Origin of the sequence: Mesomycoplasma hyorhinis ATCC 17981 (assembly GCF_000383515.1) — a bacterium.
In the GTDB taxonomy this organism is placed as follows: Bacteria; Bacillota_I; Bacilli_A; order Mycoplasmatales; family Metamycoplasmataceae; genus Mesomycoplasma; species Mesomycoplasma hyorhinis.
On record NZ_KB911486.1, the window covers coordinates 1 to 13,899 of the forward strand.

The following is a 13,899-nucleotide window of genomic DNA, read 5'->3' on the forward strand; positions in this document are numbered from 1 at the left end:
TTTTTTTTTTTTTTTGCAAATATGAAAAAATTTTATAAATTTAATAATTTTTAAAATAATTCAAGAAAATTTTTTACAAATTTAATTAAAAACAAAATAACAGTATCTATATTTTAGACACTGTTATTTATTTATAATGAAGAATTTTGTATCTATTTTATATAAAAAGCCAACAAAATTGTTGGCTTTTTATTATCTAGTATTCATATTACTTGTTGAAGTTGAATCTGAAGATCCTTGTTCTTTACTTGTTGAAGTTGAATCTGAAGATCCTTGTTCTTTACTTGTTGGAGTTGAATCTGATGATCCTTGTTCTTTACTTGTTGGAGTTGAATCTGATGATCCTTGTTCTTTACTTGTTGGAGTTGAATCTGATGATCCTTGTTCTTTACTTGTTGGAGTTGAATCTGATGATCCTTGTTCTTTACTTGTTGAAGTTGAATCTGATGATCCTTGTTCTTTACTTGTTGAAGTTGAATCTGATTGTCCACCTGTTGTTGTTCCAGTCTGACCCCCAGTTGTAGTACCAGATTCTGATCCTGTTTGACCGCCTGTTGTTGAGCCAGTTCCAGTGGTTGTTCCAGATTGACCCCCAGTTGTAGAACCAGATCCTGGTTGTTGTGATTGATCTGTATTAGTTTGACCACATGAAATAGCTATTAGAGGAATAGCCGCTAAAGTAACAAGTGAACCAAAACTAACTAATAATTTTTTTGAAAATATCGATTTTTTCACTTTTCCTCAATTCATTATTTATTTAAATTTAAAATAAAAGCAAAAATAAAAGAGGTGATTATTATTTGTGTGAATTGTTGTTATTTGTAAAAATCTTTGCAGAGTTTTACAGAAAAATTGTCCCAGTCTTTTTTTTTTTTTTTTTTTGCAAATATGAAAAAAATTTACAAATTTAATAATTTTTAAAATAATTCAAGAAATTTTTTTTTAAAAATATAATTAAAGATAAAAAAATTGTATCTAAATTATTTTTGAAAATTTTTGATTTCTATATTCAATCCTTAATATTTATGTAATCTTAATTATAATTTCTAACTAAGTATTAATTCAATATCAATTAGGTTTGGTTTTCTTTATATAATAGTAGTAGTATTTTTATTAAAGCTAATTTTTTGTCTTATTTTATTTATTTATTTGTACAATTTCTTTTTTCTTTTATTTTTTAATCATTACTTTTAAAATCAATTTACAAAAGTATTAATTTAATTATTTATTTTTATAATTAATAAATTATTTTTAATTAATTTTTAAATATTAAAAAATTTAATACTATTAATTTTTATTAAGTTCCTTTAACAATAGTAAATTATCAAAATATATTTTGATATTTTTAAAGATATATTTACAAATACAAAAATAAAGAAAATAAAGGATATTTTTCAAAAAAATTATTTTATTAAGTTAAAATTTTAAATAAATAATTTACTAACAGGAATAACATGGAAAATATTAAAAAATACATATCCGATTACTTTTTTAGAGCAGAAGAGGTAATTAAGAAATTCAATCCAAACGCAATTGTAGTTTTACAATTTTTTCAAAGGAGAGAAAATACAATGCTAGCTGGTATGACAGAAGTTTTAAAACTTTTAGAAGATCATACAGATACTTCTAAATATAAAATTCGTTATTTAGAAGATGGAAGCATTGTTCAACCAAGAGAGGTAGTTTTAGAACTTGAAGGTCATTATCAAGATTTTGGAGTTTTTGAAGGTGTAATTGATGGTATTTTAGCTAGATCTTCTTCAATAGCTACAAATGCTCACGAATGTATTCAAGCAGCTAAAGGTAAAGACATAATATATATGGCGGATCGTGCTGATCACTATTTAAATCAACACATAGATGGATTAGCAGCTGAAGTTGCAGGAATAAAAACACATAGTACAGAAGCAGGAGCTAGAAAAAATTTAGAAGATATTTTTGGCTCAATACCGCATGCACTTATTCAATCTTTTGAAGGAGATTTAGTCAAAGCACTTGAATACTATCATCAACTATTTCCTGAACTTGACTTAATAGCACTAGTTGATTTTAACAACGATGTAATTAGTGATTCTTTAAAAGTCTTAAAACGTTTTGGCAAAAAACTTTACGGAGTAAGAGTAGATACTTCAGCAGCTGTACAAGATAAAATGTTTAAAGAAGGCGAAAATCAATACGGAGTTACTGTAGAACAAATTAAAAGATTAAGAAAAGCTCTAGATGAAAACGATGGTAAAAATGTAAAAATTATTGTTTCTTCAGGATTTAATGCTAAAAAAATTGCTGATTTTGAAGCACAAAATGCGCCAGTAGATTCATATGGAGTAGGTGAATATATGCTTGAAATCAAAGTACATTTTAGTGCTGATGCAACAATGATTAACAACAAAAAAATTGCTAAATTTGGACGTGGTTATAGCTTTAATCCTAAACTCAAAGAATACAAAAATGATAAAAAATAAAAATGTAATTAAAAATTCTTTAGGTTTTGATTCAAATTTATTTGTTTATCAAGATAAAACAATGTTTAATTACTCAGTAGATACCATAATGCTGGGTAATTTTATAAGTTTGAACAAAAAAATAAAAAACTCATTAGAAATTGGCACAAACAATGCAGCTCTTGCAATCTTTGTAGCCGAACGGGATTCAAATTTATTAATAGATGCTATTGATATACAGCAAAAAGCAATTGAATTAGCTAAAGAAAATGTCATTTTGAACAAAAAAGAAGCACAAATTAATTTGATAACTCAAGATTTTAATGATTTTTGAAAAGAACATACAAAGTTACAAAAAAGAAAATATGATTTAATTTTTACCAATCCACCATATTACAAATTAGGTACTAAAAATGTAAAAAAACAAATAAGTGAAGAACTAAAAAAAGCAATATATGAAATAAGTATTAATTTAGAACAAATAATTTTGGGTTCTTCTAAAATAATTCAACAAAAAGGTATCTTATCTATGGTTTTACCAGTTGAAAGATTGGTGGATGTAATTGAATTATTAAGAAAATATAAATTCGAACCTAAAAAAATTCAATTTATTTTTGCTAGAATCAATACAAAACCTTCTTTTGTTTTGATTGAATCTGTTTTTGCTGCTACTTGAGGTACTCATTATTTACCAAATTTATATTTACATCCACAAAACAAAAAGCTACACATTTATCGTAAAGAAATAAAAAAACTCTACAAACCTATAAAAAGGAAGTAAAATGAAGAAAACTTTTTATGTAACTACTCCAATTTACTACGCTTCTGGAGATTTACACATTGGTCATTTATACACAACAACACTTGCTTGAGTGATTAAAAGATACAAGCAATTAGTGGGTTTTGATACAAAAATGTTAACTGGTTCAGATGAACATGGCTTAAAAATCCAACAAAAAGCAGAGCAAAATAAATTAGATATTCAAATTTTTGTAGATCAAGTTGTAAAAAAATTTGAAAATCTTTGGCAAAAATTAGATATAGATTACGATTTTTTTTCAAGAACAACTTCAGACAAACACAAAAAAATAGTTGCACAAATTTTTGAAAAAATGTTAGAAAAGGGTTTAATTTATAAAGGAAAATATAGTGGATGGTATTCAATAAGTGATGAAGAATTTTTAACTCCAACACAAGCTGTTTTAAAAAATGGAAAATACTATCATCCTGTAAGTGATAATTTATTAGAATACTTTGAACAAGAAACTTACTTTTTTAATATGAAAAAGTTTGCTCCTTGATTACTTAGTTATTGAAAAGAAAATCCTAATTTTGTTATTAATAAAAAAATTCAAAATGAATTAGAAAAAAACTTTTTAGAAAAAGGTTTAGAAGATCTTTCAGTAACAAGAACAGATCTTGAATGAGGAATTAAAGTAATATCAGATCAAAAACACACAATTTATGTTTGATTAGATGCTTTATTTAATTATCTTACTGCTTTGAACTTTGATTTAGAAAATGATCAAGATTATCAAAAATATTGAAAAAATGGTGATCAGATTCTTCATATTGTAGGAAAAGAAATAACTAGATTTCACTGTATTTACTGACCTATATTTTTAAAATCTTTAGACATAAAATTACCAACTTCAATTTTATCTCACGGTTGAATTATTACAAATGAAGGTAAAATGTCTAAATCTAAAGGAAATGTTGTTGATCCAATTAAATTACTAGAACAATATGATAAAGAAGTTATTAAACTCTTTTTTGCTAGTCAAATTCCTGTAGGTTCTGATGGAATATTCGATCAAGAAAATTTAACTTTATTTTATAATTCCACACTTGCTAATAATTTTGGTAATTTAATTACTAGAACAATAACAATGATATTTAAAAACTTTGATAGACCTGTTAGATACAAAAAAGAAGAACTTTTAGAAGAAGATAAACAAATTTTTGAAGCAATAATTGAAACCAAAAACAATTATATTAAACACTTTGATAACTATGAATTAGACAAGGCATTTAAAGAAGTGTTTTCATTATCAAAGAAACTAAATGGTTATATTGATATAACAAAGCCTTGATCTGAAACAAATAAAGATAGATTAGAAGTTATTTTAAATACTTTAATTAATGGAATTTATGCAGTTAACACTTTATTATCTGTATGTTTAAAAAATACTTCGCAAAAAGTTTTAAAAATTTTAAAACTAGAAAAAAATGATATAAATCAAGTTGAGAATTTTTCTAAATTTGATAATCTATTTTTAGATAAAGCTAAAGTTATTTTCGAGAGAATGAAATAGGAAAATTGATAACATAAAATTATTTTGAGTAAACAATTTATACTTATCTAAATATAATTAAAAGGAATATATGAACAAAAATAATAAAGTAGATATAGAAGAAATTAAAAATTATTTACTTGAGCAAATTAAAATTAATAATAGTGATATTGATAGAAATATTGAAAAAATTCGTAAAGAAAACAGTGTAGAGAATTTAAAAAATGCTTTACAGTATTTTAGGAAATTAGTAGATTCATTTGGAAGTTATATATATATATATATATATATATATATATATATATATTAAAGATAATAATGTAGAAGAAAAATTTAATAAAGAAAAAATATGAAATAAAGCAAAAAATTGAATTAAACACCAGCCTGACTATAAATTTTTGACATCTTTTTACGATGACTTGTCTAAAAATATCGTACATTCAGCGAAAAGTAACGATACTTCTGAAAGATTATTCTTTTATTTTTTAAATTATTTAAGTGAAATTAAAGAAATTGCTTGAAATAGATTTTCACTTAAATTAATTGAAAATTTTGATATATTAAATGAATATGTTATTTCAAACGTTAAAGAATATAACAAAAAAATTGCAGACAAGTTAGATGAGCAAATTAAAAATAATACAAAAACTGCAAGTATTTTTATAATTGATAAAACTCCTATTTTTTGAAAAAAGAAAAATGGTCTATACTATAAAGTCACATTTTCAACTATTGAAGAATATAATTTAGATTATAGAAATAAAAAAAATAATATAATTGCATATAGTAAAATCGATTTTAAATTAGGTTATTTTTCTAAAATTTCTTATATAGAGGACAGTATAGAAATACAAGACAGACAGTTAAACTTTTATATAATAACAGCTTATGAAATTGTTATCCAAGAAAGCGACATAAAATATTTCATAAATACTATAAAAAAAACAAGAAGTTTCGATAAATCAATCAGAACTAAAAGAAATTTGTTCATACTTAACTAAATATAGTTTAAATTTATTAGATTTAATTAATGAGAGTAATTATGAAAACTTAAAAAATAAACTCAAAATTAATAAAACAAATACTCCTATATTAGATTTTTTGAAATATTTAAATAAAGAAATTAAAAATAATGAGTGAATAATAGTTATTAAATATATATTGTCAAACTTTACAGGAAAAAATATTAAAATATTCTTACCGGAAAATAACAAAAATAGTACAACATCTAATTGTTTTGATAATATCAATAAAAAAGCTAAACTTTTCAATGATTTTCCTTTGAATTTTAATCCTCCTAATTTATGAACACTAGATAAAAATTTAAATTTTATTTTGGATGAACAAAAAGAATATAAAGCCGAACGATTTGCAGCGAAAATAAAACTCTATTCACATACTGAAAATAAGATTTTTTATAAATTAAACAAAGAAGATGAAAAAAGCAATGATATACAAAAACTAATCAATAATTATAATAACTAAATAGCTTTAAAAGTTTCTAAAACATATGCAGAAAATGAAAAAATAAGAATATTTAACAATTATCTATTTATTGATGGTTTCGCATCAAAATATATTAAAATAAAAAACAAAATATTAGAGATTGCAAAAAGATCAACATATGAAAATTATAAGCTACTTGCTCAACAGTGAATAGAAGATAACCGCTCTACTAATTTAAATAATCAACAAAAAGAAATTTTGTTAAATATTTTTAATGATTCAAATCTTGGTGTTATATATGGTCCAGCAGGAACAGGTAAAACGTTACTTTTAAAATTTATAAGCGAAATCACAAAAAGTAGAAAAAAACTTTTTTTGGCTCAAACAAATGTATGTGTAAATAACTTGAAACAAAAAATAGGAAAATATAGTTCAAATGATCGATTTTTGACAATATCATCATTTAAAAAACAACTAGCAGACCCAGACAATTCTACTAAATACAATGTTATAATAATAGATGAATGTAGTGTAATAAGTAACGATGACATTAACGATATACTCCAAAAAGCAAAATATGAACAACTAATTTTTGTAGGAGATAATCAACAAATAGAATCAATTCGTTTGGGGACTTGATTTAAAAGTATTTAAAAATTCAAGATTTAGAAACTAATTTATGAAAATTAGAAGTAATTTTAAGATCCATTGAAAATAAAAACATACTTCATTTACAAAACTATCTTATAAATATAACGCAATTAAGAGATATTGAAAGAAATCAACAACTTAAAGACATATATATGTACTTAATTAACAATAATTTTATTAATAACTTAGAAGACTTACTTGTAGAAGAATCCGAAGAACAAATGGAAGAAATAATTTTAACATTAAATTATGGGGGTTTATTTGGAATTAATAATATAAACAATTATTTACAAAATAAAAATAATAATAAATTATATGTATTCGGTTTTAAAAAATTTAAAAAGGGAGATCCTGTATTATTTTATAAAGATAAAGATAATTATATTATTCCACAATACACTAAAGGTAAAATACTTAATATTTATATTTCAGAAAATGAAACAATCTATTTCGATATTGAATTAAGTATAACTATTGATTTAGTAGAAAACAGTCCAGAAGTTGATAATATACAAATATTAAAGTCAACCATTTATAAAAATGCCAAAAACACTGTTGTAAAAATTACTACAAAATACAATAATGAAGAACCAAATAAATTGCATTTACCTTTTGAATAGGCATATGCAGTTTCTATTCATAAAGCTCAAGGATTAGAATATGATTCAGTTAAAATTATTTTTCCAGATAACAATACCGATTAGATTTCATTCAATATTTTTTACACCGCAATTACCAGGGCAAAAAAAGATTAAAAATTTATTGACCTTCAAAAACAGATTGGAAGATACTGTCTTCGCTTAAATTTGAAGATAATGAAGAAGAATTAAAACTTTTGGATGAATATGAAAAAAATTTTTACCAAAAAAATAAGAAGGAAATAAAATATATCTTAAAGCCAAAATCTCTATTATAAATTAAACAAAGGAGTAAAAATTATGTCAAAAAAGAAAAATACACAAATAGAAACAAATAAAACACTTACAAAACAAGAACTTGGAAACAAAATTTGAGAAGCTGCTAACGAAATGAGAGGTTCATTAGAAATTACTGAGTATAAAAATTTCTTACTTGAACTTATTTTTTATAAAACTATTTCACAAAGATTCGAAGAATGATTTTTAAAATATAACGGAAATATCGAAGATATTCAATGACTAAATGATGATTATTATGAAGATAATAGTTCAATTAAAAGTCCTTATTCTAAAAATGAATACGAAGAAATAAAAGAATCTGCAAATAAAAATTTAGGTTATTTTATCCAGCATCAGTATTTATATTCTTCTTGAATGAAGGATAATGCAAGAAATTTTTCAGCTAGTTTACTAAATCGTTCAATTAACTCTTTTGATTCAAACTTAAGAGGAAAAAGTGAAAATTTATTTGAAAATATTTTTAAAACTTTATCTGATGAGTTATACAAATTAAGTACAAATGAAGCTGAACAAACTAAAAAGTTAAAAAAACTTATTGAAATTATCAAAGATATTCCTGTTAAAAAAGGACAATATGATATTTTAGGTTTTGTTTATGAATATTTAATAGGTAAATTTGCATCATCTGCAGGAAAAAAAGGAGGTGAATTTTACACTCCTCACGAAATTTCTTTATTAATGGCTGAAATAGTAGCTTTTCACTTAAAACACAAAGACAATATTAAAATTTACGATCCAACATCAGGTTCTGGTTCTTTACTTTTAAATATAGGTGAAGTTTTTCAAAAATTTAATAAAAAGAAACACTCAGTCACCTACTATGCACAAGAAATTAATGAATCTACATACAAATTAACAAAAATGAATTTAATTTTGCACGGAGTTAATGTTTCTGAAATTCATGCAAGAAATGCTGATACTTTAAAACAAGATTGACCTATTGACAAAATAAATTCAACAGAACCTTTAAGAGTAGATTCTGTTGTTTCTAATCCTCCTTATTCATTAAAATGAGATACAGAAAATGCTGAATCTGATAAAAGATTTAGAAGCTATGCAGTAGCACCTAAAGCTAAGGCTGACTTTGCTTTTTTACTACATGATTTATACCATATTAGTCCAGATGGAATTGTTGCTATAGTTTTACCACACGGGGTTTTATTTAGAGGTGGAAACGAAAAAATAATAAGAGAAAGATTAATTGAAAATGCAGAGATTGATTCTATTATTGGTTTACCATCAGATATTTTTTATGGTACATCAATTTCAACAATAATTGTTATTTTAAAAAGAAAAACTAATGACGAAAAAAATCAAATATTATTTGTAGACGCTTCAAAATTGTTTGTAAAAGAAGGAAAGAAAAACAAATTAGAAATTTCACATATTAAAAAAATCGCTGATACTGTAAATAACAAAATAGAACTAAAAGATTTTTCAAGATTAGTAGATGTAAGCGAAATAAGAGAAAATGACTATAACTTAAATATTTCTAGATACTTAGATAATTTCAAAAAAGAAGAAAAATTTGATTTATATTCTACTATTTACGGAAATATATCAGAAACAGAGTTAGATGAATTTAATGAATTTTTTACAAAGTTCTTAGATATCAAAAATCAATTACTAAAACCTACAGAAAAACAAGGTTATTATCTATTTAAAGATCCAGAAAATATTCAAGAAACAATATTTAATTCTTCTTCAGTTCAAAGTTATTTAAATTCTTACGACGCATTAGGAAAAAGAATATATAATCTATTTAAAACAAATTTTAGTAATTGAGATGCATTAAAAACACTAAATAAAATTGAATTAGAAAAACTAATAATTAATTTTGTTTTTAATCAATTAGAAGAAATTAGCTTCTTAGATAAATATGACATTTTTCAAATTTTAATGAATTCATCACTTGTTATTAACGATTATTTAGAGTATTTTGAATTTAATAAATTTTTGGACAAAACAGATGAAGAAATTTTAGATTTCATTAAATCAACAGCACAAATAATAGAAAAAGAAAGAGTAATTTCTAAAAAAACAAAATTAAAAGAAGCAGTAATTGTTAAAGAAATAGAATCTTGAGATCACGAAATTATCCATCCTGATATGATAAGTTCAGTATTTTTTGTTGATAAATTAAAACAAAGACAAGAATATGAAGAACAAGTTAATCAAATTTCAGAAGAAATTAATTCAATTATTGAGACCATAAGTGATGAAGATAAAACAGATATGTACTTTGATTTTAAAGAAAAAGATGACGTTTGAAAAATTAGTACTAAAAAAATAAAAAAAGAAGCCAAAAATCTAAAAACTCAACAAATTGAAGATAATTCTCTCGAGTCACTAATCTTACAAATAGATGAATTAGAAAATAATAAAAACAATATTAATAATTTAATAAAAGATTTAAATAAAGAACTAATTTCACAAACTTATAATACTTTTCAAACATTAACAAATGAAGAAATTATAGAAATTTTAATTTCAAACTGAACCAATCTTATAATAAACAATCTAAAATCTAAATCTAAAAAAATAATCTTAGATTTTGTTTTTAGATTTGAAAATTTACACAAAAAATATGAAGATGTTTTAGAAAATATAAACAGTGAAATAAAAGAAAATGAAGCAAATTTAGCTACTTTATTATCAGAACTTGATGCTAATGAATCAGATTCTATAGCTATAAATAAACTTATAAAAATTTTGAAATAAAAATTTATAAAAGAGAAATTATGTTATATAAACCAGAAGAAAATGAAGCTAAATTTGAAGAAAAATTAATTTCTTTATTAAAACATTATGGTTGAGAAAACAGAGACATTACTTTAAAACAAATTTCTGATCCGTTTAATAATTCGGAATTAAATGATGTTTTAAAAAAATATTCTGATAATGTTTTAAAGAGAAAAGATGAACAAAGTTTGATTGAAAATTGAAAAGAAATAATTTATTTTAGAAATAGAGGAGAATTAAAATCGATTCCACTATCTGATTCAGAAATGGAACAAATATTAGATAAAGTCAATAAAAGAAATACAGTTGGTTTAAAAAATCAATTTATCATAAACGGTGAAGTAAGTATTACAAGAGATGCTGGAACACCAGAGACTAATCCAGATTATGGTAAAACAAAATATTTGAATATATTTTCAAAAACTGATGTAAATCAAGGTAAAACTATTTATCAAATTGCACAACAAGTTGTAGACAAAAGAGCAAATAAGCGTTTTGATATTGTTCTTTTGATTAACGGAATTCCTGTAATACAAATAGAATTAAAAGGCAAAAATAATTACGCAATAGATGCATTAGGTCAGATAAGGTCATATCATAAAGCTGGCGTGTATAAACAAGGGATTTTTTCACTTATTCAAATGTTTGTAGCAATGGATGAAAATGAAATGTTTTATACATCTAATAAAAATAATGCAGATGATATTGTAAATAAAGACTTTATTTTTAAGTGGACTGACGAAAAAAACGAAAAAATAACTTATTGAAAAGACATTGTTCAAAGTTTTTTAAATATTCCAACATCTCATAATTTGGTTGGTATATACTCAGCTTCTGATGATAAGGATATAAAAATTTTAAGACCATATCAATACTGAGCTATTGAAGCTATTACTAGAGAATTCGAAAAGAATAATAATACTATTTGAAATAATAAAACAGACTTTATTAAAAAATGTGGATTAATTTGACATGCAACCGGTTCAGGAAAAACTTTAACTAGTTTTAAGACTGCCCAAGTTTTAATTGACAAAAATTATGCAGATAAAGTAGTCTTTTTAGCTGATAGAATTGCTTTAACTGATCAGACATTTCAAAATTATAGCGACTTTGCAAAAAATTGGAGTGAAGAAGTAACTAATTCTAAATACACTTCTTCTTTAAAGGATTTTCTTTTAAATAGTGGTAAAAAATTACACATTAGTTCTCATCAAAAAATAAACAATATTGCTAAAGAACTTTCTCCAAGTGAAGTAGAAAAAATTAATTCAAAAAGAATAGTTTTTATACTAGATGAATCACATAGAAGTGTTTTTGGTGAAACTGCTGCAAATATTAAAAAAACATTTTACAATTCAGTATGAATGGGATTTACTGGAACTCCTATTTTTGAAATTAATAAAAAAGGTGAATTACATTCACAAATTATCTTCGGAAAAATTCTTCACACTTATACTATGAAAAATGCGATTATTGATAATAACGTTCTGGGTTATAGTTTTAAGTATGTCTTTTTCAATGATTATAATTTTTGAAAATATGCATATGAGCAAGATATTTTAAGTGAATTAAATTATGATTTTGTAAAAGATTTTTGAAATCCAAATGAAGCTAATGAGCATAAAAAAATATCAAAAATAGAAAAAGTAAAGCAGATATTAGAGTCAGATAAAGAATTTTCCGAAGATTACTTTAGCATTTTACACTTCGAAAACAAAAATAACGATGATATTGATAAAAATGAAAAGTTATTTGAAAAGTTTTTAGAGCCAAATTATCTAAATAAAGATGAACAATGACTTTGAAAACATTTAGTAGTAAAAGATATTTTAAAAACTTGAAATAGTTTTATAGCTAAAGAAAATGTATTTAGCGCTATCTTAGCAACAAATAGAATTGAAGATGCAATTGCATATTTTAAAATTTTTCAGTCATATTTAAGTCAAGAAGATGGTCCTTTCTATAAGAAAATTAAAGTAAGCGCATTATTTGATCCTAACGAATCGTACACTGGTGATGCCGAAGAAATAGAATTTAAAAAAAATGGAGTTGAGGAAATATTAAAAAACTATAATGATCTTTTTGATACTAATTGAACAATAGAAACTTTTAGAAATTACAAAAAAGATCTTACTATAAGATTAGCTAAAAAGGATACTTATCAAGTTTCTTCTAACGATAACGGCACAAATTTTAATAACGATGGTAAAGACCATTTAGATTTAGTGATTGTGGTGAATCAATTACTTACTGGTTTTGATTCTAAATATATAAATACAATTTTCTTTGACAAAAATTTAGAAGAAGAGCACTTGATTCAAGCGATTTCAAGAACTAATAGAGTATTTTTAAACAATATAAAGCCTCATGGTAATGTTGTGTTCTTTAATAATCCATTTAAAATGTACAAAAACTTAATTCATGCTCTTGATATTTATGGAAACATTAAATATGCAGATGTTTCCATTGTAGATTTTGATAAAGATAAAATATTTTGAGTGGTAGAACAAATAAACGAGAACTTTAACGCAATCAAAAAATTGTTTTATTTATGAGATATTCCTTGTTTTGAAAGCATTCCAAGTGAAGAAGAACAAGATAATAAGATTCTTATTAAAAGTCAAATAGAACAGTTTTTACTATACTGAATAAAAATTTACTATTTCAGATTACAACTAAGAAATTTAGTTGATACCAAAGAAGAACAAGATTTTGTAAATGAAAATGTGCAGATTACAGAAAAAGAAAGAAAGGCACTTGAAGTTTTAGTTAGAGAAGCAAAAAGAAGATTTAAATCAATAAAAGCTGATAAATTTGAGTCTCCAATTATGGGAGAAGAAAGATTAATTAATGATTATATTTCTTCTTTTGGTAAAGATATTATCAATAAGGATAATATTCATCAATTTACTTATTCAACAGAAAAAATTAAAAGATTAATAAAGCAAGATAATACATACGAACTAGAAAAAGAAATTAAAAAAATAATTTTTGAAATTAAAGATGATGACCAAAGAGAATGAGCAGAGCACAACATAGATAAAGTAACTGATTTTCTTACCTCACAACCAAATGAAATTTCATTAGAAAATTTTTTAGAACAAGAAGTTATTAAACAAAATGAATATAATTTTAAAAATTGATGTGAAATTATTGGTTTTTCTCAATATTTTTGAATCAGAGAATTACTTAATAAACCCAAAGATGAAATTTTTAATTTAGGTAAAAACGAAGAAATACGAAGCATATGAGATTGTGGCAAATATAAACAATATTTAAAAGAATTAAATAAAGAAAATGTTCCAACAGGTTGCATAGCCTTATACAAAAATTTTCAAGGAGAACTTGAAGATTGATCAGATAAATTAAGTAGGAAAAAAGATTAAA

At 23.6% G+C, this 13,899-nt stretch carries 12 protein-coding genes; 11 read left to right on the forward strand and 1 reads right to left on the reverse strand.

All coding sequences use genetic code 4. The annotated features are described in order from the left end of the window. Window positions 1–192: 192 nt before the first annotated feature. On the reverse strand, window positions 193–735 hold the full coding sequence (locus F801_RS0100565) for a variable surface lipoprotein (RefSeq protein ID WP_027332460.1): 543 nt from the start codon (window positions 733–735) through the stop codon (window positions 193–195). Between the two features lie 719 nt (window positions 736–1,454). Here F801_RS0100565 and F801_RS0100570 point away from each other — a divergent pair. The 11 genes from F801_RS0100570 to F801_RS0100630 all read left to right on the forward strand — a co-directional run bounded on the left by F801_RS0100570 (window position 1,455) and on the right by F801_RS0100630 (window position 13,898). Continuing rightward, a complete protein-coding gene (locus F801_RS0100570; RefSeq protein ID WP_014335476.1) occupies window positions 1,455–2,462 on the forward strand; it encodes a nicotinate phosphoribosyltransferase in 1,008 nt (335 codons plus the stop codon). Beyond that, a complete protein-coding gene (locus F801_RS0100575) occupies window positions 2,449–3,222 on the forward strand; it encodes a tRNA1(Val) (adenine(37)-N6)-methyltransferase (protein WP_014582517.1) in 774 nt (257 codons plus the stop codon). Before F801_RS0100570 ends, F801_RS0100575 begins: the two co-directional genes overlap by 14 nt. Window position 3,223: 1 nt before the next feature. Continuing rightward, window positions 3,224–4,756 (forward strand): methionine--tRNA ligase, encoded by a 1,533-nt coding sequence (gene metG / locus F801_RS0100580; protein ID WP_014335477.1) that lies wholly within the window; start codon window positions 3,224–3,226, stop codon window positions 4,754–4,756. A gap of 70 nt (window positions 4,757–4,826) precedes the next feature. After that, window positions 4,827–5,045, forward strand: a complete 219-nt coding sequence (locus tag F801_RS0100585) for a hypothetical protein (protein ID WP_020104480.1) — start codon at window positions 4,827–4,829, stop codon at window positions 5,043–5,045. A gap of 109 nt (window positions 5,046–5,154) precedes the next feature. Then, the gene (locus F801_RS0100590) at window positions 5,155–5,736 is read left to right on the forward strand and encodes a helicase (RefSeq protein ID WP_196227755.1); all 582 of its coding nucleotides are present in this window, start codon (window positions 5,155–5,157) and stop codon (window positions 5,734–5,736) included. 100 nt (window positions 5,737–5,836) lie between these two features. Then, on the forward strand, window positions 5,837–6,220 hold the full coding sequence (locus tag F801_RS0100595; protein ID WP_014582518.1) for a hypothetical protein: 384 nt from the start codon (window positions 5,837–5,839) through the stop codon (window positions 6,218–6,220). Window positions 6,221–6,415: 195 nt separating this feature from the next. Next, window positions 6,416–6,835, forward strand: a complete 420-nt coding sequence (locus F801_RS0100600; protein ID WP_080563483.1) for an AAA family ATPase — start codon at window positions 6,416–6,418, stop codon at window positions 6,833–6,835. 149 nt (window positions 6,836–6,984) lie between these two features. Continuing rightward, entirely contained in the window at window positions 6,985–7,452 is a 468-nt protein-coding gene (locus F801_RS0100610) for a hypothetical protein (RefSeq protein ID WP_014582519.1), read from the forward strand. 33 nt (window positions 7,453–7,485) lie between these two features. Further along, window positions 7,486–7,536 (forward strand): hypothetical protein, encoded by a 51-nt coding sequence (locus F801_RS04525; RefSeq protein WP_372237453.1) that lies wholly within the window; start codon window positions 7,486–7,488, stop codon window positions 7,534–7,536. 234 nt (window positions 7,537–7,770) lie between these two features. Further along, window positions 7,771–10,491: a type I restriction-modification system subunit M gene (locus tag F801_RS0100625; RefSeq protein WP_015084138.1), complete on the forward strand. Its 2,721-nt coding sequence runs from the start codon at window positions 7,771–7,773 to the stop codon at window positions 10,489–10,491. A 20-nt stretch (window positions 10,492–10,511) separates the two neighbouring features. Beyond that, window positions 10,512–13,898: a type I restriction enzyme subunit R domain-containing protein gene (locus F801_RS0100630; protein ID WP_014335478.1), complete on the forward strand. Its 3,387-nt coding sequence runs from the start codon at window positions 10,512–10,514 to the stop codon at window positions 13,896–13,898. The last annotated feature ends 1 nt before the right edge of the window (window position 13,899 follow it).